The organism is Lysinibacillus sp. F12 (assembly GCF_057773605.1).
In genome coordinates this window covers 1,394,569-1,416,443 of record NZ_JBYMLP010000001.1, presented here as the reverse complement: position 1 = coordinate 1,416,443, position 21,875 = coordinate 1,394,569, and the positions used below count along the sequence as shown (strand labels likewise).

The following is a 21,875-nucleotide window of genomic DNA, read 5'->3' as shown; positions in this document are numbered from 1 at the left end:
GTATCTAGTTTTTATTATACATGAACGATAGAAATAGTGGATGAATTTAATGTCATAGAAAAAGAATCTACTTGCCTTGTATAGCAAGTAGATTCTCATGAAAAATGTCAGGTCCATTAAGCCGAGACTTGATTGTTAAATAGTTTATAAATAATAAAACCGATAAATGCACCAACAATGGCTGGTACAAGCCATCCTAAGTTTTGCTCATACAATGGCAAGGCTTGAAGAATATTTTCATATGAAGTGATTTCGATTTTCATTTGCTTTAATCCATCATATAGGCTGACAAGGAAGGTAGGGATTAACGCTAAAATATAAACAATTTGTCCACCTTTAAAGAAGTGATCCATTAATGATAGCACCATCAATACCATGGCTATTGGATAAATGATTAACAGCACAGGTAGAGATGCTTTAATAATTGTTGAAAGCCCTACATTTGTAATGGCTGTACTAAAAATAGTAAAGACGATTAAGAATGTTTTGTAGGATACTTTTGGGAATAGTTTATGGAAAAATTGTGCGTTGGCAGTTAGTAAACCTACAGCTGTTGAAATACAAGCTAGTAAAATAGTCGCAGACAAAATAATACTTCCTAGACTTCCAAAAAGTACTTCTGCTGATTTTGCAATAATATCTCCACCATTCGCAGAAGTACCAATGGCAGCAATGCTTGTATTACCGATATGACCGAGTGAGATGTAAACAAAAGATAAACCAATTGCTGCAACAACACCAGCAAATATAGTTGTATTGACTTGCTTTTTCTTATCTGTCATGCCCATATCGCGTAATGCTTGTAAAATAACGATACCGAATACAAGAGCGCTCAGAACATCCATTGTTAAGTATCCCTGTACAAATCCTTCAGCAAATGGGGAGCTAATATAGTTTCCAACCGCTTCCCCAGGCTCGCCCATTGGAGAAAGAAAGCTTTTGACAGCCAGCAATAAAATGACAAGAAGTAGGACAGGGGTTAAGATTTTTCCTACTCGATCGACAAGCTTCGAAGGGTTAATGGATAAATAAAGAATTAAGGTAAAAAACAAAATAGATGTAATGAAAAGAGGTGCCCAATGATCCTTCATACCTTCTGAAAGAAAAGGGGCAATTCCAATTTCATAGGACACCGATCCAGTTCGTGGTACAGCAAAAAACGGGCCAATTGCTAAATATACAATAGATGTAAAGAGTATACCAAAAGCGGGGCTAACACGATTGGCGAGCAGTTGTAAATCGCCTCCTGCTTTAGCGACAGCAACGATAGCTAATAATGGTAAACCGACACCTGTAATTAGGAAGCCAATCATGGCTACTGAGATATTTTCACCTGCTTGTTGACCTAATAACGGTGGAAAAATAATATTCCCAGCACCCAAGAATAAGGCAAATAGTAGTAATCCTACTGCTAAATTTCCTTTGAGGAAATGCATGATGTTTTTCATAAGTTAAAAACTCCTTTAAGATTGAAAAGATGAAACTTTCTAAAAATTTTAAATACAGAAGTGTATGTTATCATAGGAACTAAATTCTTGCAATGAATATACTATTGTAATATAGTCGGATTTCGTCGTTTTCTATAAGTTTGATAAAAAGTTTGAAAAATAGTCAGTATTTCCGATTTTTCATAATATAATTATCTAGTATGATAGACACACAAGGAAATATTCTAGCACGAACGGAGGCACTTTGGTATGCAAAAAACAAAAAAATGGAGAATTCTCGTTTTAAGCACTTTAGCCACTTCATTTTTAACACTACAAACTGCAGAGGCTGCAACATATACTGTACAAAAAGGCGATACTTTATCTAAAATCGCCCAAAATCATCAAGTAACGATTACAGATATTATGAAATGGAATAATCTATCGAAAGATACGATTTATGTGGCTCAAAAGCTTGAAATTCAAAAGCTAGCGACGAATGATAGTAAAAATCCTTCAGTTCCATCAACAACCGTAAAGCAGCCAACAACTACTTCTCACACAGTAGCGAAGGGTGATACATTATCCAAAATTGCTAAGCAATATAATGTGACCATTAAGGATATTATGAGTTGGAATAAGCTGGAGAAAGACACAATTTACATTGGACAAGTGTTAAAAATGTCTCCAGGCGCAGTCATTCCCGAGAGCGATTCAATACATAATAATGTGACTTCAGATGCGGGTACACCATCAAAAGTAACATCAAATGATCCTACCACTAATGGACAAGCTATTTATAAGAAGACAATAGAAGTGGCCAATACATTGGTTGGGACACCGTATCTATATGGTGGAAATACACCTGTAGGCCTTGACTGCAGTGGCTTTATTTTCTATACCTTTAATCAAGGTGGCTTAAAAATAGGAAGAGCGAGTAGTGAAGGGTATTTTAATGGCAATACAACAGCTGTACAAAATCCAGTACCTGGTGATTTAGTCTTCTTCGAGAACACATATAAAGAAGGGATTTCTCATATGGGTATTTATCTTGGTGAGAATAAATTTGTCCATGCAGGTACAGATGGTGTAGAAATTTCAGATGTTACGTATCCATACTGGTCATCTAAACTAGTAGCCTATAAACGTTTTGATAATGTGAAATAAAAAACTAGGGATTTTTGCTAGGGCAGAGATCACTAGTGTAGTGGGAACTTATAAAGCCCCTTCTCTTTATTGAGAAGGGGCTTTATGTATTATTGCGTTACACGTGCTGTCCAACGAGAAAGATCAGCGTCTTCTGCATCAACAAGCTCTGCTGGGAAGATAAATGTCCATGGCTTTGTTGAGTTCGGTTGAACAGTTAGAATTGGGTCCATTTTAAAAGAACCTTTTGCAATTTGCTTACCTGTCGAATCAATAATTTCTAAAGGTAATTGCTCTAAATTGATCGCTTTGTTGTGACCATTTCGGATAAAGATGGATACGTTTAGATTACCATTGTCTGCTAGTTTTGCCTGTAGGCCTGTAAAGTTTACCTCAGTTTCACCAAGTTCTGGTAATGTTTTGACGATTTTCTCAAGCTCTTCTTTTTGAGCTGCTGGTAATTGCTTTTCCCATGATGGATCTAGCTCTAATTGGTGACCACGAAGGGAGACAAGGTTAAAGGCAATTTTCCAGCCATCTTCAGGAACTTCGTCTACTTTAATAGTAGATTTTTCAAATTCAAATACCCATGGACGAGCACTTTCTGCCGGAATTGTGCCTAAAGCTTTAAAATCGAATTTTTTAGAAGCGATAAGCTCTTCATTTTTATCTAGAATGAAAAGTTCAATTTCACCTAGCTCAATTGCTTGTGGTAAAGAAGAACGGAAAAATGCACGAACTAGCCATTTTCCAGCGCGAGCCTCTTCAATACTAATAGAAGATAGCGATAATTGATTCGGTTTCAATGGTTCTAGCTCATTCGCAAGGAAGTTAAAGATGTACTTTTGCTCCTGCGGCACATCCCATTCTGGATGAAAGGACAGTTTTGTTACAACATCACGGTGATCACCTTTATTTGCTGTAGCATTTCCTAGCAGGTCTTTAGAGTCAATCGTATTTTCTTGACCGACTTTGTCCGATTTTTTAAAAAATGAAAATAAACCCATTATTGTTCCTCCTGTTGTGCCTCGACTGTTTTCATGAAGCCTGTAATCTCTATTATAATTGAACGACGTAGCTCTTGGAAATTTTTACCGAACAATTCAAGTCCTTCTCGTTGGTAAATTCGCATTGGGTCTTCTTGTTGATAATGGCGTAAGCCGATTCCTTCTTTTAAATGCGTCATTGCCTCTAAATGTCTTACCCAACCACTATCGATATAGCTAAGCATAATTTGTGGAAGAACTTCAATTACTCTTTCATTTTCCGCAAATTTCTCCATATGATTGAGGAGCTCTTGTTCAGAAGGCTGAATATCAGCTAAAATTTGTTTTACTTTACCAACCTCGCGATCGATTGTAACCGGTGTGATGAAAAGGGAGTTAAGTGCATGCTCCATCCGATCATAATCCCAATCTATTGAGGATACATCCTCCGGTGCAGCATCTAGTACAGCGAAGTCAACCGTTTCATGTAGCATTTTTTTCAGCTCGCCCATTAAGTCTTCACCAGCTAAAATTTTGTCTCGTAGTCCGTATAGTACAGTACGTTGATCATTAATAACATCGTCTAACTTTAAGTTATACTCACGCATGCCATACTGAGAACCTTCGACAATACGCTGTGTACGGTCTATTAGCTCCTGAACCTCTTTATTTTGAATAATGCCCTGTTCGTCAACGACCATCTTGGCAGAGAATTTTTCAACTTCTTCTTTTGCATAGCGTCGGAACATATCATCTTCAATAGAGAGAATGAAGCGGCTTTCGCCTATGTCACCCTGTCGACCAGAACGACCACGAAGCTGATTGTCTACACGGCGACTTTCATGCTTTTCGGTACCAATAACATATAAACCACCAAGTTCGTGAACATCATCGCCTAACACGATATCCGTACCACGACCAGCCATATTTGTCGCTACCGTAATACGCCCTTTTTGACCTGCCTGCGAAATAAGCTCAACCTCTTGTTCAACGGTTTTTGCATTTAGTAATTGGAATGTTAATTTTTCCTTTTTTAGATAATCGGCCACTGTCTCAGACTGTAAGATCGATGTTGTACCAATTAAGATAGGCTGTCCTTTTTCGTGGCGCTTTTTAGTTTCGGCTGCCACATACTTATATTTTGCCTCTTGAGTGCTAAAAATAATATCAGGCTGATCGACACGTTGACGTGGACGATTCGTTGGAATTTGTACAACTTCCATGCCATATACTTCACGAATTTCTTTTTCCTGTGTTTTCGCTGTACCCGTCATCCCAGAAAGCTTCGGATACATACGGAAATAGTTCTGAATTGTAATTTGTGCTTGTGATTTATTTTCATCTGTAATAGTGACGCCTTCTTTGGCTTCAATTGCTTGATGTAAACCGTCAGAAAGCGAACGTCCTTCTAAAATACGGCCTGTAAACATGTCCACAAGCTCGATTTTGTCATCTTTCACAATGTAATCCACATCACGTTTAAACATGACATGAGCTCGTACTGCTTGGATGACATAATGGAAAAGTGTTTGATGTTCTAAATCATACAGATTTTCAACATTGAAAGCAGCCTCAATTTTTTCAATACCTTTATCTGTTAGAGATGTAGCCTTTGTTTCATCATCGAAATCATAGTCTTCATCCTTTTTGAAACGTTTAGCTAACATAGCCGCAATGCGATGTAATTCATCATTTGAAGGCATTTTACCTGCGATAATTAAAGGTGTTTTAGCTTCGTCGATTAATACACTATCCACTTCATCAATAATTGCGAAGTGATAAGGACGCTGTACTTTATCTGCTAAGCTATAGGACATATTGTCACGTAAATAGTCGAAACCAAATTCAGTACCCACACCGTATGTAATATCTGCATTGTAGGCTTCTTTTTTCTCATCAGCCTCCATCATTGGAATATTTAAACCAACAGTTAGGCCAAGAAAACGATGAATTTGACCAACTAGCTCATAGTCACGTTTTGCTAGGTAATCATTCACGGTGATGACATGAACGCCTTTACCTTCTAATGCACGTACGTAAGAGGGAAGAGATGCCACTAGTGTTTTACCTTCACCTGTAGGCATTTCAGCAATATTACCTTCTGTTAACACTAGACCACCGATAAGCTGCACATCAAAATGACGCATTCCTAATACACGCTTTGAGGCTTCGCGTACAACAGCAAATGCGTCTGGGATGATTGATGTAATAGGCTCACCTTGTTCTAATTGATTTTTGAAAATAAAAGTCATTTCACGTAATTCGGCATCTGACTTGTCAACATACTTTTGTTCAAGATTATTAATTTGATCTACTATTTTGTAGTAGCGTTTTAATTGACGAGCACTCGTTTGCTCTTTGTTACTTTTGAAAATTGAGAACATGAAATATACGCTCCTTTAATGTTGTCTAAATGCTAGACACTCCATTATTCTATCAAATTTTACGTATGGTGACTACAATTGACTATATAGGAATCTATTAATGCTAAAATGTACAAAATATTTGTGAAATCGTGGAAAATGTTTAGAAAAAGTATATTTCAATGCTTGTTCGTGCTATAATCAATTTGGATTTCAATGTAGATTATTTTTTGAGGAGGAGAGACATGATTTACGTGTCTTTAATAGCAGCATTCGTTGCATCCATTTTGTTAACTCCATTAGTGAAACGTTTAGCATTTAGAATAGGTGCAGTGGACGCACCAAACTATCGAAAAGTACATGCTCGAATTATGCCAAGACTTGGTGGTTTGGCTATTTTCCTTGCATTTATAATTGGTGTAACGATTTTATATTCTTATTTAATTCATACTAAAAATGGCAATAGCGATTATTTAATAGCGATTATTATTGGTGCTTGTATTATAGTAGCGACAGGCGTTGTGGACGATATGCGTGAGATTTCTGCGAAAGCAAAAATGCTTGGTCAGCTGGGTGCTGCTCTCATTATTGTTTTTGTAGGTGGCATTCAAATTGATGTGGTAAACCTACCATTTTTAGGTACATTAGATTTTGGTTTACTAAGTATTCCTTTAACAATCATTTGGATTGTTGGGATTACAAATGCTGTTAATTTAATTGATGGCTTAGATGGTCTAGCTGCTGGTGTATCCACAATAGCGCTGATTACATTAGCGGTCATGGCATTTATTATGAGTAATATGTTTGTATTAGCAATAGCAGCCATTTTAGCTGTAGCTTCACTTGGCTTCTTATTTTATAACTTCCACCCAGCCAAAATCTTTATGGGTGATACAGGAGCACTATTCCTTGGATTTATGATCTCTGTACTAGCGCTACTTGGGTTTAAAAATGTTACGTTCGTTTCTTTAATCATCCCAATTATTATTCTTGGTGTTCCGATTTCTGATACGTTCTTTGCGATTGTTCGACGTGTACGTATGAAGAAGAAATGGTCTGATCCAGATAAATCCCACTTACACCATCGTTTACTGGATATGGGTTTCACACATCGTCAAACTGTACTTATTATTTACGGAATTGCAGTGATGTTTGGATTAGCAGCAATTATTTTCTCAATGGCAAAAGTATGGGGTGCGATTTTACTTGTCGCTGTCATTCTAACAGCTATCGAAATATTTGTAGAAATTATCGGGCTAGCTGGTAAAAACTACAAACCATTATTGAATTTTGTACGAAGCTTTAGTAAATAAAGCTTTGTGACATACTAAAGACTAAAGACGCACTCAAAAAATTGAGTTTGTCTTTAGTCTTTTTTGATTTCCATAACTCCAGATTAGGTCGAAATGCTTCCTGCATGATCTCTACTTTGAGTTGGAATTTTAAGAGAGGACATCTATCCATAAGGGAAGTATACGAAAGAGACGCGAGAACTTCTTGAAGGCTTTTGATTGGGTCAATCGTTGTTTCACAATGCATAGGGCGTTATGCTTTTTCCTCCTTCGCGTCTAACATTTTATTATGAGGTTAGTTGGTTATTGTCACTAACGGAGAGCTGTTTAAAGTAGCAGATTAAAGGGAAAAGAAGCAACAACAAAAAATCTGCTCGTATGGTCGTTAAGGCGTATGGAAAAGAGAAGGAGAGATAAACTAAAATGGCGTTGGCTAGAATAAAAAGACCATAGACAAAAATTTCGTCTATGGTCTGAAGGGTTTTATTGTTATACGAACTGATTATTCAACCACTGAATTTTCATCGCTAGCAGCACTATCAGTTCCTGTATTGTTGCTACCACTTGAAGTTAGGCTTGAAGATTCTTCATTTCGGCCAAGATGGTTTTTGAATATTTCCTTTGTTTCTTCCACAGAATCCTGATTTAGCTGGTAATAATAAATACCAGTAGACATATCATCTGTACCATCTAAAGTTAAAGTGTCGATACGCGGAGCGCCTTTTGATAAGTATGATAAGAAGGATTTCATTTCAGTAAATGTCATATCTGTTTTCATATTATCACCAAGTGCCTTGATTACATCATCATACTTTGTGATGGAACCTACAGAAGCTACTTTTTTAATAATAGCTGAAAGAATTTCCTGTTGACGTTTACCACGTTCGATATCGCTATCCTGTTTACGTGTTCTTGCAAGAGCGAGTGCCTCACTACCATTTAAATGCTGTAGTCCTGGCTGTAAATTGATTGTAAACTTATCAAATTCGTCAAGTTCGTGTAAGGCATACGGTACTTCAGCCTCTACACCGCCTAATGCATCGACAACATCAATGAAGGCATTGAAGTTCATTCGTACATAGTAGTCGATTGGGATATCGAATAATTGTTCTACTGTCTCAATCGTAGTAAGGGTCCCACCCATTGCGTGAGCATGAGTGATTTTATCTTTATAGCCGACCTTAGGAATATAAACGTAAGAATCACGAGGGATACTTAACATTTTAACGGTATGTGTTTTATTATTTAATGTTGCTAAAATAAGCGCATCAGAACGTGAATGATCAGAACCTTGTCCACGATTATCACTATCATCAACTCCGACAAATAAAATAGAAACATTATCATGTACGGGTTCTACTTTTTCCTCACGGAGCTTAGATACTTCCCGACCTTCTAATACTTCATGGGCTGAGTTTGCCGCATGCTCTACCTGTTTTGTAAGGTAAACACCATAAGCAGTAACACAAATTACTAAGCTAGCCACTAGGAGTAGTGTAACTTTTATAATTAAGGAAGCTTTAGAAGATCTCTTTTTGAACTTATTAACAGATCTTTTTTTCATATTGGATATATTCTCCTCTTATTATTGGGAATAATAATGCGATAAAGCTAAATTTTATTCAATTACTAAAGAAGTAAACGTGTGGTCCATAAAAATAGCCTAACAAAAAAATTATACTATGCATATTTAGTTTCGACAATTAAAACTATTTATTTGACAATAAATTCTATAAATTGAGCATCTTCGAATGTAATGGATGCTTGTCCATTTGTGATTTCTGTCATCCAACCTCGAAACTGTTCTTCTTCCTCTTTAGGCACAGAGACGATGATTTCGACACCCTCCAAATAACGTATTTCCTCTAACGTATAAGACGAACCTCTTACTTCATTTTCGACTTTCCCGAGCCATGTGTAGTCAATGGCAACTTTCATGAAATGATGAAGCTTGCGTTCCACTACTTGCGCAGCAATAAGACCTTCTGTTGTTGCTTTTCCATATGCACGTATAAGACCGCCACCGCCGAGTTTAATACCTCCAAAATAGCGTGTCACGACGACGACCGTATCTTTTAGGCCTTGCTTTTTTAAGACCTCTAACATAGGGACGCCAGCCGTACCACTAGGTTCCCCGTCATCATTCGCTTTTTGGATGTGATCATGTTCGCCGATTATATAGGCTGAACAATTATGAGTTGCGTTGTGATGCATTTTTTTTATACGTTCTATAAAAGAAATTGCATCCTCTTCCGTTTCTGCACGTTCTATATAAGTGAGAAAGCGTGATTTAGAAATAACAATTTCGCTTTCACCATATCCTTTTACTGTTAAATAGTTTTCTCTCATCCGTATCAATCTCCTTTTAACTAGAGTTCTATTCTATAATTTTCATAAAGAAAAAGCATTAAATTTTAGCATGGTAATGCTATAATAGGTGTAGACTATGGAATATAAGAATTTGGTCTATTAAAATAGTAAGTAATCATAAGACATTAGACTGGGGAGTATAGTATGTTTTCAAATGATACCTTCGATTTAAAGTCGCTTGATGACATTTTTAATCGAATGTTAGATACAATCATGAGCTCGAAAGATGATATCTTTATTATAAGCGAACAAAGCCGTATAAGCTTTGAAGATATGCAAAAAGAGCTAGAAATTGTTCGAAAACAAATATCAATTGTAATTGATGAAGGCGACGCATTGGAAAAAAGTACGCAGCTTGCTAAACAAAGACTTGTCTTAGTAAGTAAAGCTTTTGATAATTATACCGAAGAACAAGTTAGAGAAGCATATGAAACTGCACATGATTTTCAAGTAAAGCTCTCCGTTATTAGAACGCAAGAAAAACAGCTACGGGATAAAAGAGATGATCTAGAGAGAAGATTAAGAGGATTACTCGATACGATTGAACGTGCTGATCATATTGTCAATCAGGTAAATGTCGTTTTGAATTACTTAACTTCAGATTTAAAAAATGTTGGTTTAGCGCTTGAACAAGCAAAAATGAAGCAAGATTTTGGGATACGTATTATTGCAGCTCAAGAAGAGGAGCGTAAGCGTTTGTCTAGGGAAATTCATGATGGACCTGCTCAAATGCTTGCAAATGTACTAATGCGCACTGATTTAATAGATAGAACGTATCGTGAAAAAGGCATAGAAAATGCATTGGCAGAAATTGCTGATTTAAAGAAAACGGTGCGAAACGCATTATCTGAGGTGCGACGTATTATTTATGATCTACGACCAATGGCACTTGATGATTTGGGAATTATTCCGACATTAAAGAAGTATTTATCAACAGTCACTGAATATAATCCAGGTGTCGACATTCATTTCCAATCGAGAAGTACTGAAAAACGTATACCTTCCAATTATGAAGTATCCATTTTCCGACTTGTGCAAGAGTGCGTAACAAATGCCATGAAGCATGGAAAATGTAAAGACATTTGGGTAAAGCTTGAGTGGTTAAAAGATGCTGTTAATATCGTTGTTAAAGATGATGGTATAGGCTTTGACCAACAAGTAGTGAAAGACCATTCCTTTGGTATTTTAGGAATGAAAGAACGTATTGAAATTTTAAATGGTACAATTACTATTACTAGTGAAATCAACCGAGGTACAACGGTGTTATTTAAAATTCCGTTAGAAGTAAAGTAACTGTTGCAGAAATTTAGGGGGTAAAGACAAATGACAAAGATTATTATTGTAGACGATCACCAGCTATTCCGTGAAGGAGTAAAACGTATTTTAGATTTTGAAGATACGTTTGACGTAGTAGCAGAAGGTGACGATGGTACGGATGTGGTGACGTTATACGCTGAAAACGAACCAGATGTAGTACTGATGGATATTAACATGCCAGGTAAAAACGGAGTAGAAGCAACATCGGAGTTAATTAATGAATTTCCAGATGCGAAGGTAATTATGCTGTCCATCCATGATGATGAAACATATGTGACACATGCATTAAAATCAGGCGCTCTTGGCTATATGTTAAAAGAAATGGATGCAGATGAAATCGTGGAGGCAATTAAAGTCGTTGCAAACGGTGGATCTTACTTACATCCAAAAGTAACGAAAAATTTAGTGGCAGAGTTCAAAAGACTTTCAGAACACGAAAATAAAGGGAACTTCCACCAAACGGAAATTCGCCGTCCATTCCATTTACTAACAAAACGTGAATGTGAAGTATTACAACTATTAACAGATGGTCAATCTAACCGTACAATTGGTGAGACACTGTTTATCTCTGAAAAAACAGTTAAAAACCATGTATCAAGCATCTTACAAAAAATGAATGTGAATGACCGTACACAAGCCGTTGTAACAGCCATTAAAAATGGTTGGGTTGAAGTACGATAATTGTTAAAACTGTTTTTAAAAGCTACTTTTTATGGGAGTAGTTTTTAAAACAGTTTTTTATTGTTTTTTGGTAAATTTTTGTATTGTCATCTGAAGATAATGGACCGCCTTTCACAAATTTGTAACAATGCTTTTTGGTCCTGTTAGTAGACATTAAATATGGAAACTGTCAGATCATGCAACATTTTACTGTCAAATGCGTCATAAGGAAGATGTAGCACCTAAATGTTGAAAAAGCACAACAAAATTCCTACGACAGCATTTATATGCTACAATATGCGCGGGAGGTTTTGTGATGTTAAAGAAAAGTTTTCTAGCAGTTTTAATTTTATTTGTATTCACTTTAACTGCATGTGGTAATAAAGAAGAGAAGATTAGTGACGACGATCGAGAAAAGGTAATAGAGGATGGTACCGTTGGCTTTGAGATGATGGGCGGTAATGTTGAAAAGGCAGAAAACGTACCAGAAGCAGATGAAAAAGCTATTTTAGCTTCTTTCGATGAGTATATTGCAGCCCTAAATGCGGAAGAAATCGACCGCTATATGAAAACGATTTCCAAAAATCCAAAGGGTTTTAAATACGATGAAGAAAAAACATATGCCACAGAAGTGTTCGATCAATTTGATATAAAGCGTGATGTCGAAAATGTAACGATTGCCAAATACGCGCCTGAAGAAGCACAGGTATTTGCCAACATGAAAATGCATTCACTTCAGCTTGAAACAAATGTCGAGCATGAAAGTGCAGGACGACAGGTGACGGTCTTTGTCAAAGAAGATGATGCTTGGAAAGTAACAAGCGTCTTTTATATTGGTGATGACTCACAGTCAAGTACAGGCAATTAAGAGGAGCGATCTTCATTCAACGTAGAATTGAGTGAAGATACGCCTACTATACATAGGAAATGAATGTGAAATGAAAGCTAGCCACTAGCTCGATTCTCGAATGACTAAAACGTAAAATATACGTTCGTCCTTCAACACATTCATTTCTTTTTTGTTTTCATTCAAAAATCTGTGGGAAGCCCAACAACAATTGCACCAAGATGAAATAGATTGTAAACTATGAATCATAGGAGAGTGGACATAGATGAGGACGGCAATCGTAACAGATAGTACTGCATATAATACAGCTGAGGAACGTGCACACTTAAATATTCATATGATACCTTTAAGTGTTAATATTTCAGGTCAATTATTTGCAGAAGAAGTAGATATCACAGCATCTGAATTTTATGATAAGGTGCGTGGTGCCAAAGAATTCCCCAAAACAACACAGCCTCCAATCGGAGAATTTGTCGCTCTTTTCGATGAGCTAGCAAAGGATTACGATGAGGTTATTTCCATCCATCTATCGAGTGGAATTAGTGGAACATACCAAGGTGCCGTGCAGGCAGGTGAAATGGTGGAAGGTATTGATGTTTATGCCTTTGACAGTGAAATATCCTGTGCTGTGCAAGGCTTTTACGTTTTAAGAGCAGCTGAAATGGCGAAAGAGGGCTATTCAGCAAAAGAAATACTTGCAACATTGGCGGACATGCAGCAGTCTATTCGTGCTTACTTCATTGTAGACGACTTAGCACATTTGCAACGTGGTGGGCGTTTGTCTTCTGCGGCAGCTTTGATAGGGGGCCTTTTACAGGTGAAGCCTGTTCTTCATTTTGTGGATAAGGTGATTGTACCTTTCGAAAAGATCCGAACACGTAAAAAAGCTTTAAAGCGTGTAGAGGAATTATTAGCTGAGGATGCTAAAAAATATGATGCCATGGATGCTGTGGTCATACACGGCAATTGCCCTGTAGAAGCACAAGAATGGCTAGAACAATTAGCTGCAACTTACCCAAACGTCAACTTTAAATTAAGCTATTTTGGTCCTGTCATTGGTACCCATTTAGGAGAAGGATCAATGGGATTAGGTTGGACAAAAAAATAAATGTAATTGATGAAAGTCTCTACGCAAAAGTAGAGGCTTTTTTCGATGAAGGGAGACATCATCTTGAGATACAAAGGTTGGCTGTTACCACCAGCTTTACGAGATTTCCATGAAGGACGTATTTGGTTAAAACATCATTCTCCATTTTCAACTACAGATACTAATCGAGCAATTAAGCAAAATTACTTCTATATAATAGATGGAATTGAAATGACGCCTGTTATCAAATGCAATCGTTGCCACAATATAGACCCACATTTATTCACATTATTCGAATGTTCAAAATGTCAGCAGCAATGTTTATATTGTCGGCATTGTATTAGAATGGGTAGGGTGAGTAGCTGTACGGAGTTAATGATTTGGACAGGCCCTAAAGTTATCAAAATGAGAAAGCATACACTGAAATGGGCAGGGCAGTTGACTAAGCTCCAACAGCAGGCAGCATATGAAATGCGAGCAAGTGTACAGGCAAAACGATCCCATCTTATTCATGCTGTATGTGGAGCAGGCAAAACTGAGTTGCTCTTTCCTGCTGTTCACGAAGCATTAAAGAAAGGGTTACGTGTTTGTATTGCTACACCGCGCACGGATGTAGTATTAGAGCTATATCCACGCTTTCAACAAGTTTTCCCTAAGACAGTTATTCATGCATTATACGGTGGTGTAACGAAGCAAAATGCTTATGCCCAGCTTATTATTGCCACAACTCATCAGCTCTACCGATTTGAGAACGCATTTGATGTCATGATCGTAGATGAGGCAGATGCTTTTCCTTATACTTTTGATCAAGCTCTACAAAGAGCAGTAACAAAGGCCAAAAAGGGAGAGGCACCTATCGTATTTGTTACCGCAACGCCATCACAGAAATTACTCAATGCTTTCCAAAATGAAAGCTATTCCTTCATCTCCAAACGCTTTCACAATCATCCATTACCAGTTCCTCAGATTCGTGCTTTATGGGGTTATAATAAAAGCTTTCATCAAGGAAGAATCCCTAAGAAATTAATAAAATGGACAGTAGAACGCCTTGAACGAAAGGAACCATTTTTACTATTTTTCCCTACCATTGCCCTCATGCATAAAGCAGCGCCTCTTTTTCAGCTGGTAAATGAAAATATACTTGCTGTGCACGCAGAAGATCCGGATCGGAAAGAGAAAGTAAAGAGGCTCCGAAATAATGAAGTACCCGGACTTTTAACGACCACCATATTAGAGAGAGGTATCACCATTAGTAATGTACAGGTGGCAGTTATTGGAGCAGAATCCGCCATATTTACCGCAAATGCACTGATACAAATTGCTGGACGAGTTGGACGAAATAGTCAATATCCAAATGGGGACGTCCTATACTTTCACCATGGCATCACGACAGAGATGGATGAGGCATGTGCGAAAATCCTTTTTTATAATAAAAAAGGATTTACCGTATGAATAAAACGGAATCGCATTGCTTGTTATGCTCACAGCTATTAAAAACCTCAATTTCTTGGAAAACGCTATTAACAAAGCAATTTACTCCAACTATATGTACATCATGCTCTGCTCGCTTTGAACAATCACAGTCAGTTACAGCAATCTATCAATATAATGAGGCCATGAAAGTCTATTTACACCAATTCAAATTCCTACAAGATATAGCTCTGGCAAAAGTATTTCGGCAGGAGCTGTATGCTCGTTTCAATAAAGAAAAGGCCATTATTCTACCGATTCCCATGCATCCCATCAAACAACAGGAGCGCACTTTCTCGCATACCGATGAATTATTAAAGGCAGCAAATATACCCTTTATTCAGCTGCTCGAAAAGACAACAACAGAGACACAAGGCTCCAAAAATAGAGAACAACGCTTACGTGCAACTCCGCTATTTCGCTTAAAAGCGCGTGCGAATGTAGAGCATAAAGATTACCTTCTTTTTGACGATATAAAAGCTACGGGAACCACCTTACAGCATGCTGCAGAAGTTTTAATGCAAGCAGGTGCGAAAAATGTCCAATACTTCACATTAATTGAAGGATGAATTTTCCAATGTATTATGTATAATAGATGATGAGTTTAGTATGCGTAGATAAGATATTTTGTTAGAGGAGGAAAAGTAGATGGCAGAGGTTCGAAATTGTCCAAAATGTAATGAGTTTTTTAATTATACAGGGGTACGGGAAGTTTGTCATAAATGTGCACAATCAGAAGAAGAACTGTATCAGATCGTATATCGCTTCCTTCGTAAACGTGAAAATCGTGCTGCAACAGTGGAGCGTATTGTAGAGGCAACGGGTGCTGAGGAAGAGCTACTATATAGATGGGTTCGTAAAGGTCGCTTGCAGCCAGCGATGTTCCCTAACTTAGGCTACCCATGTGATAACTGTGGTCATTTAACGACAACGGGCAAGCTTTGCACTAAATGTCAGGATGAATTAAAGGCTGATTTACGTACTTTTGAAGCCGCTAAGGAATTCCGAGATAGTGTTGAGCAACGCGACCGTGTCACATATCACGCAGATCGAAAACGTTAATAATTGAAGGTGTGTTAATTTTAAACAAAATTAGCACACTTTTTTATATGTGAAAACTTAACATTATGTGAGACAATCCGAAATAATAGTAAGATAAGATTTTAGACGGGGGGTTTCAAGATGAAAATTACATCTTATGGAATTAATGCAGTGAACGCCTATAAAAACCAAGTGCGCAATGTTAAATCCGATACAAACAAAGCATCTTTTGCAGACAAAATCGAAATTTCAAAAGCTGCTCAAGACATGAAAAGCGTTTCAACCTACAATACGGAACGAGCTGACCGTGTTCAACAGCTGAAAAAAGACATTGATTCTGGAGAATACAAAGTAAATGCTCGTAAAGTAGCTGAGGATATGCTGAAATATTATCGTTTCTAGGGTATAGCAGAAAGGGTGTATAGCAATATGTCTGTAGAAGCGATTAATTCTACATTAACGATGCTAGAGAGAATGCATAAAAGCTTACTTGAACTAGCCTGTAAAAAAACAGAAATTATTAAAGCTGGCGATATCGAAGCGCTAGACCAATTGCTCAAGGATGAGCAGGCACACGTAGCGGCCATCGATAAGCTCGAACAACAGCGTCAGAAACAGGTAACGGACTACCTTGAAGCAAAGGGACTTGCTTCAACTGACAAAACAACTGTTGCGGACGTCATCGAGGCTGCTGAACAACAAACTGACAAAGCAACATTATCAGTAGTTCGCGATCGCTTATTGCAAATTATCAATGACCTACGAAAACAAAATGACTTAAATCAAAAACTCGTTTTCCAATCACTTCAAATTGTCAACCTAACATTAGATGCCGTAAGACCTCGTACAGAGCAAATGAACTACTCTAGCAACGAGGTTCTCGGTACAAATAATATAGCAAAAAAATCATATTTCGATTCACAAGCCTAATAAGGGAGGAAGAAACATGCGCTCAACATTTATGGGTCTAGAAGCAAGTAAACGCGGCCTCTTTGTACAACAAACAGCTTTATACACAACAGGACATAATATTTCCAACGCCAACACATTAGGTTACTCACGCCAACGAGTAAATATGCAGGCAACACCAGGTTTTCCAACAGCCGGTTTAAACCAGCCAACTTATCCAGGGCATCTTGGTACTGGGGTGGAAGCGGGGTCTATTCAACGTATTCGCAGTGAGTTTATTGACCGCCAATATCGTCAGGAGACAAATAAGTTAGGGTACTGGGAATCTAGAACAAATGCCATTGCCCAAATGGAAGATGTTATGAATGAACCTTCAGAATTCGGCTTAGATAAAGCTTTCGAACAGCTCTGGAAGGGCCTTGAAGATGTTGGGACAAAACCAGCAGATGCAGCATCTCGAAAAGTGGCAATTAGTCGTGCAGAGCACTTAGCAGATTCTTTCAACTACTTAGATAAGCAGTTAAAACTAATCCAAGGTAATCTTGGAAATGAGCTTAATGTTTCAACAACTCAAATTAATACCATCCTAAAACAGATTGCTGCTGTTAATAAACAAATTCAAGAGGTTGAACCTAGTGGACATGTACCAAATGATTTATATGATGTTCGTGATACTTTAGTCGATAAATTAAATGAGTATATCCCCGTATCAATTGAACGTATTCCTTCTGGGGGATTAGCTTCAGAGGTTGCAGAGGGTAGCTTAAAAATTACAATTAAAGGTGCAGACGGTGTTGTCAGAGATCTAGTAAACGGTAAAGATTTTGCTCAATTTACAGCAATGGGTACGAATGGCACGAAGGTGACAGGCGACGATATTACAAACTCTTTCTCTGAATTACAATTAACAGGATTGGAATCACTAGATGCGCATGAAGCAGGTGCTGTCACTAGTACACAAACGGCCATTAAACAGCAAGACTTTGAAGCATCAAAAGGGAAATTACTTTCACTCATTAATTCGTTTGGGTATCAAAGTGCAGGCGGCGATATTAAAGGATACTACTCGGAAACTTTACAAAAATTAGATCAGCTGGCTAATGCATTTATTAAAGAATTCAATGCGCAGCATGCAAAAGGTTATACTCTTGAAGAAAAAGATGCGAATGGAAACATCATCAATGCTTCGAAACCAGGTGGCGTTTTCTTTGAAGGAACAGGTGCAGGTGGAATTAAGGTTAATGAGGATATCTTAAAAAATCCTAATCTTTTAGCAGCATCGACTAACCCGACAGAAGAAGGAAATGGTAAAAATGCTTATGAACTTGCCAATATGCAGCATAAATTATATGCAGATATAGATAACGCAAGCTTACAGTCATTCTATCAAGCGATTGTCGGTAAAGTTGGTGTAGATGGTGAAGAAGCATTACGTTTAGCGGCATCTTCTGAATCCCAGCTTCTTATGGTTTCTAAAAGCCGTGATTCTGTAAGTGCAGTTTCATTAGATGAAGAAATGACAAATATGATTACTTTCCAACAGGCGTATAATGCAAATGCCCGTATGATTACGGTTGTCGATGAAACATTGGATAAAATTATTAACGGCATGGGCCGAGTTGGATTATAACATAGAAAAAAATCAAGAGTAATGTAATTAATGGAGACAACTTTCTCCAACTGACAAGAAGGAGGTTTTTTACAAGATGCGTGTAACACAATCTATGCTATCAAGTAACATGCTACGCAATTTAAATAACAGCTATGGTAAAATGTCTAAGCTTCAAGATCAAATCAATTCGGGTTCAAAAATCACTCGTCCATCTGATGATCCTGTTATTGCAGTAAAGGGTATGGGCTATCGTCGAGATTTGGCTAAAGTAGAGCAATACACTCGAAACACGATTACGGCAAGTAGCTGGTTGGATTCGACAGATGAATCTCTAAATCAGGTTGGCGAGCAAATGAAGCGAGTTCGCGAATTAGTTATTCAAGCAGCCACTGATTCAAATACATCAGAGGATCGCGACAAAATAAAAAAAGAAATTGACCAAATTCGCCAACAATTACAGGATGTAGGGAATACGAATATAGGTGGTAGTTACATATTTAGCGGAACTAGAACTAACGAGCCTTTGTTTATAGGAGGTGCCATAAACCCAAATACTAATCAAGAGAGTGTAAAAGTAGAAATATATGATGGTATCCAGCTTTCTGTGAATACCCCAGGGAAAGATCTATTTAGTAATATAGATGGTATGATGGGTAAAATTTCGGATTTATTAGGCGATCCAACCAAAACAGGTGAAGAAATTGCTAGCATGCTAGGTGGCGTATCTTCATCGACTACAAATGATGATATTACAGCTATGCATAATAAAGTTTTAGAAGCACAGGCAGACATCGGGGCACGACAAAATCGTGTAGAAATGATGGAAAATCGTTTGGGTGTACGTGAGGTTAACGTAACAAAGCAATTGAGAGATAATGAGTCTGTTGACTATGCAAAGGCGATTACTGAAATGGTGACACATGAATCTATTCATCAGGCTGCACTTTCAGTAGGTTCTAAAATAATTCAGCAAACATTAGTGGATTTTATCCGTTAATATCATTTAGGCGTTTGGACACCTTGTTCAAACGCTTTTCTTGAAAGGAGAGCTAGTATTGTGAGGCTACCACAAATACAAATTCGTACAATCGATGCCAAAATTGATCTTCATATTGGTAAACCTCAGCAGTATATTGAACAACCAAAAGCGACAGAGCATATTGAACAGCCAGCCGCTATTTTAGATATAAATACAACGAGAAGTGTTTTAAAGATTGACTCCTCACAGGCAAGAAGAGACATAGGAATGATCGGTCCCATAGAATCAAGTGCAAATTACGCTGAAAAAGGGAAACAAGAGGCGCTAAAAGGAATGGCACGAAGAGCAAGAGAAGGACGACAAATTATGGAGAATTCAGGGAAAGATCAAGGGCGTGCAGTAATTCAAAATATCGCTCAGCAAAACCACGGTCCACATCGTGTTCAATTTAATGTCAAATTTGTACCATCCGTAGGATCCGTCAAAATTAATTTCACTCCAGGTACAACGGATATCAATATTCAACGAAGAGAACCAGTAATTGACGCCAAAGTGAACAAACCTATACATGAATACACACCAGGAAAAGTAACTGGTACAATGATACAAAGACCAGATGTTGACATAGATGTCATCATTTAAAGGAGAGTTTATAAATGAAAATTGCTACTAAATTTTTAGGAGAAGTTGAAATTGCCAATCAAGATATTTTGACGTTTGAACATGGCTTATTAGGTTTAGAGGAAGAAAGAAAGTTCGTTTTGCTTCCAATCGATGCAAACTTACCTCTCGCGTTACTTCAATCTGTTCAACATGTTGAAATTGGCTTTGTTGTTGCCTATCCATTTGCATTCAAAAAAGATTATAGCTTTGATATTAGCGAAGAAGATCGTGAGCAATTACAAATTGAAAAACAAGAAGATGTTCTTGCATACGCCATTGTAACAATGAAAGAGACATTTCAAGACTCTACAATTAACTTGTTAGCACCCGTTATTTTAAATATTGCTAAAAAACGAGGCAAGCAAATCGTTCTCCAAGACAATAAAGCCTTTCCTCTACGTTATCCAATGCAACCATTGGAAGGAAGTGCGAAATAATGCTAGTCCTTTCGCGAAAAAAAGATGAATCGATCATGATTGGTGATCAAATTGAAATAAAGATTTTAGCCGTAGAAGGCGAGCAAATTAAGCTAGGTATTGTTGCCCCAAAAACGGTAAAAGTACATCGTTCGGAAGTTTTTGAAGCAATACAAGCTCAAAATAAAGAAGCTCTTTCTTCAACAACAAACTTTTTAGAGCAATTGAAGAAAAATAATTGATATAAGTTGTTTAAAATTATTACATAAAAAAATTAAAAAAATTTCTAAAAAACTATTAAACATTTCCAGCTAAATACGATATATAGTTTGTAGGGGGCAGGAAGTATATACATACTACCTATTCCTAAATTCCACACGGATGTGGAATAACAAAACAAACATTCAAGGAGGAATTCCAAATGAGAATTCAACACAACATTTCAGCTTTAAACACACACCGTAACCTAGCTTTCAACAACACACAAGCATCTAAAAACCTTGAGAAGTTATCTTCTGGTTACAAAATCAACCGTGCTGGCGATGACGCTGCTGGTTTAGCAATCTCTGAAAAAATGCGCGGACAAATCCGTGGTCTTGATATGGCTACTAAAAACGCTCAAGATTCAGTATCTTTAATCCAAACTGCTGAGGGTGCTCTTAACGAAACACACTCAATCCTACAACGTATGCGTGAATTAGCAGTACAATCTGCGAATGATACAAACGTATCTACAGACCGTGATGCACTTCAAAAAGAAGTAGATGCATTAACTTCTGAGATTACTCGTATTTCAACAGATACAGAGTTCAATACTCAAAAATTATTAAACAGCAGCTTTAAAGGTAAAGTATTCCATATTGGTGCTAACAAAGACCAAAGCATTACTTTAACTATCAAAGATATGGGTGCTAAAGGTATTGGTGTAAGTGGAGTTAAGATTGACAAACAATCTGTAGCTAACAAAGCAATCTCTACGATCAATAAAGCTCTAGAAACAGTATCTACACAACGTTCTGCACTTGGTGCGGTACAAAACCGTTTAGAGCACACAATCAACAACTTAGGTGCTACTTCTGAAAACTTAACAGCTGCTGAATCACGTATCCGTGATACAGATATGGCTAAAGAAATGATGGGCTTCACTAAGAATAACATCTTAATGCAAGCTGCTCAATCTATGTTAGCTCAAGCTAACCAACAACCACAAGGTGTTCTACAATTATTACAATAATCTTTAAATGATTAAGAAGAAGGCTCTCTCTATTTATTGAGAGGGCCTTCTTTATT

General features: G+C 37.4%; 22 protein-coding genes. 17 read left to right on the top strand and 5 right to left on the bottom strand.

Annotated elements, in window-relative coordinates; genetic code table 11:
- Nucleotides 1-116: 116 nt before the first annotated feature.
- Nucleotides 117-1,448 carry a branched-chain amino acid transport system II carrier protein gene (brnQ, locus tag AC3CH7_RS07040; protein WP_036160825.1) on the bottom strand — a complete coding sequence of 444 codons (1,332 nt, stop codon included), beginning with the start codon at nt 1,446-1,448 and terminating at the stop codon, nt 117-119.
- Between the two features lie 249 nt (nt 1,449-1,697).
- Here brnQ and AC3CH7_RS07035 point away from each other — a divergent pair, with 249 nt between their 5' ends.
- The gene (locus AC3CH7_RS07035) at nt 1,698-2,594 is read left to right on the top strand and encodes a C40 family peptidase (RefSeq protein ID WP_031418677.1); all 897 of its coding nucleotides are present in this window, start codon (nt 1,698-1,700) and stop codon (nt 2,592-2,594) included.
- Between the two features lie 89 nt (nt 2,595-2,683).
- Here the strand turns inward: AC3CH7_RS07035 and AC3CH7_RS07030 are convergent, their stop codons facing one another.
- Both AC3CH7_RS07030 and secA2 read right to left on the bottom strand, forming a co-directional pair.
- Nucleotides 2,684-3,580, bottom strand: a complete 897-nt coding sequence (locus AC3CH7_RS07030; protein ID WP_031418678.1) for an accessory Sec system S-layer assembly protein — start codon at nt 3,578-3,580, stop codon at nt 2,684-2,686.
- Nucleotides 3,580-5,943, bottom strand: coding sequence for an accessory Sec system translocase SecA2 (secA2, locus tag AC3CH7_RS07025; RefSeq protein ID WP_031418679.1), 2,364 nt, complete (start codon nt 5,941-5,943; stop codon nt 3,580-3,582). The genes AC3CH7_RS07030 and secA2 overlap by 1 nt, the downstream gene beginning before the upstream one ends.
- A 224-nt stretch (nt 5,944-6,167) precedes the next feature.
- On the opposite strand from secA2, the gene AC3CH7_RS07020 reads away from it, so the two are divergent.
- Nucleotides 6,168-7,235, top strand: a complete 1,068-nt coding sequence (locus tag AC3CH7_RS07020; protein ID WP_031418680.1) for a glycosyltransferase family 4 protein — start codon at nt 6,168-6,170, stop codon at nt 7,233-7,235.
- Nucleotides 7,236-7,716: 481 nt separating this feature from the next.
- Here AC3CH7_RS07020 and AC3CH7_RS07015 read toward each other — a convergent pair whose 3' ends face one another.
- On the bottom strand, nt 7,717-8,778 hold the full coding sequence (locus tag AC3CH7_RS07015) for an LCP family protein (protein ID WP_099804979.1): 1,062 nt from the start codon (nt 8,776-8,778) through the stop codon (nt 7,717-7,719).
- Between the two features lie 149 nt (nt 8,779-8,927).
- The gene (locus tag AC3CH7_RS07010; protein ID WP_012292889.1) at nt 8,928-9,563 is read right to left on the bottom strand and encodes a YigZ family protein; all 636 of its coding nucleotides are present in this window, start codon (nt 9,561-9,563) and stop codon (nt 8,928-8,930) included.
- Between the two features lie 165 nt (nt 9,564-9,728).
- On the opposite strand from AC3CH7_RS07010, the gene AC3CH7_RS07005 reads away from it, so the two are divergent.
- The 15 genes from AC3CH7_RS07005 (at nt 9,729) to AC3CH7_RS06935 (ending at nt 21,819) form a co-directional block, all read left to right on the top strand.
- A complete protein-coding gene (locus AC3CH7_RS07005) occupies nt 9,729-10,877 on the top strand; it encodes a sensor histidine kinase (protein ID WP_012292890.1) in 1,149 nt (382 codons plus the stop codon).
- Between the two features lie 30 nt (nt 10,878-10,907).
- On the top strand, nt 10,908-11,582 hold the full coding sequence (locus tag AC3CH7_RS07000; protein WP_008178876.1) for a response regulator transcription factor: 675 nt from the start codon (nt 10,908-10,910) through the stop codon (nt 11,580-11,582).
- 295 nt (nt 11,583-11,877) lie between these two features.
- On the top strand, nt 11,878-12,429 hold the full coding sequence (locus AC3CH7_RS06995; RefSeq protein ID WP_036214684.1) for a DUF3225 domain-containing protein: 552 nt from the start codon (nt 11,878-11,880) through the stop codon (nt 12,427-12,429).
- Between the two features lie 244 nt (nt 12,430-12,673).
- A complete protein-coding gene (locus AC3CH7_RS06990) occupies nt 12,674-13,516 on the top strand; it encodes a DegV family protein (RefSeq protein WP_036214687.1) in 843 nt (280 codons plus the stop codon).
- Between the two features lie 45 nt (nt 13,517-13,561).
- Entirely contained in the window at nt 13,562-14,947 is a 1,386-nt protein-coding gene (locus tag AC3CH7_RS06985; RefSeq protein WP_488381642.1) for an ATP-dependent helicase ComFA, read from the top strand.
- Nucleotides 14,944-15,534: a ComF family protein gene (locus AC3CH7_RS06980; RefSeq protein WP_036214694.1), complete on the top strand. Its 591-nt coding sequence runs from the start codon at nt 14,944-14,946 to the stop codon at nt 15,532-15,534. Before AC3CH7_RS06985 ends, AC3CH7_RS06980 begins: the two co-directional genes overlap by 4 nt.
- Before the next feature lie 79 nt (nt 15,535-15,613).
- Nucleotides 15,614-16,027, top strand: a complete 414-nt coding sequence (locus AC3CH7_RS06975) for a TIGR03826 family flagellar region protein (protein WP_012292895.1) — start codon at nt 15,614-15,616, stop codon at nt 16,025-16,027.
- 120 nt (nt 16,028-16,147) lie between these two features.
- Nucleotides 16,148-16,408, top strand: a complete 261-nt coding sequence (gene flgM / locus AC3CH7_RS06970; RefSeq protein ID WP_012292896.1) for a flagellar biosynthesis anti-sigma factor FlgM — start codon at nt 16,148-16,150, stop codon at nt 16,406-16,408.
- Nucleotides 16,409-16,435: 27 nt separating this feature from the next.
- Entirely contained in the window at nt 16,436-16,936 is a 501-nt protein-coding gene (locus AC3CH7_RS06965) for a flagellar protein FlgN (RefSeq protein ID WP_031418689.1), read from the top strand.
- A gap of 16 nt (nt 16,937-16,952) precedes the next feature.
- Nucleotides 16,953-18,545, top strand: coding sequence for a flagellar hook-associated protein FlgK (flgK, locus tag AC3CH7_RS06960; protein ID WP_488381641.1), 1,593 nt, complete (start codon nt 16,953-16,955; stop codon nt 18,543-18,545).
- 76 nt (nt 18,546-18,621) lie between these two features.
- Nucleotides 18,622-19,524 (top strand): flagellar hook-associated protein FlgL, encoded by a 903-nt coding sequence (flgL, locus tag AC3CH7_RS06955; RefSeq protein ID WP_447402693.1) that lies wholly within the window; start codon nt 18,622-18,624, stop codon nt 19,522-19,524.
- Nucleotides 19,525-19,584: 60 nt separating this feature from the next.
- Entirely contained in the window at nt 19,585-20,148 is a 564-nt protein-coding gene (locus tag AC3CH7_RS06950; protein WP_488381640.1) for a DUF6470 family protein, read from the top strand.
- Between the two features lie 14 nt (nt 20,149-20,162).
- Nucleotides 20,163-20,606 carry a flagellar assembly protein FliW gene (gene fliW, locus AC3CH7_RS06945; RefSeq protein WP_488381639.1) on the top strand — a complete coding sequence of 148 codons (444 nt, stop codon included), beginning with the start codon at nt 20,163-20,165 and terminating at the stop codon, nt 20,604-20,606.
- Nucleotides 20,606-20,827 (top strand): carbon storage regulator CsrA, encoded by a 222-nt coding sequence (gene csrA, locus AC3CH7_RS06940; protein ID WP_488381638.1) that lies wholly within the window; start codon nt 20,606-20,608, stop codon nt 20,825-20,827. Before fliW ends, csrA begins: the two co-directional genes overlap by 1 nt.
- Nucleotides 20,828-21,006: 179 nt before the next feature.
- The gene (locus AC3CH7_RS06935; RefSeq protein WP_008178849.1) at nt 21,007-21,819 is read left to right on the top strand and encodes a flagellin N-terminal helical domain-containing protein; all 813 of its coding nucleotides are present in this window, start codon (nt 21,007-21,009) and stop codon (nt 21,817-21,819) included.
- Nucleotides 21,820-21,875: the final 56 nt, after the last annotated feature.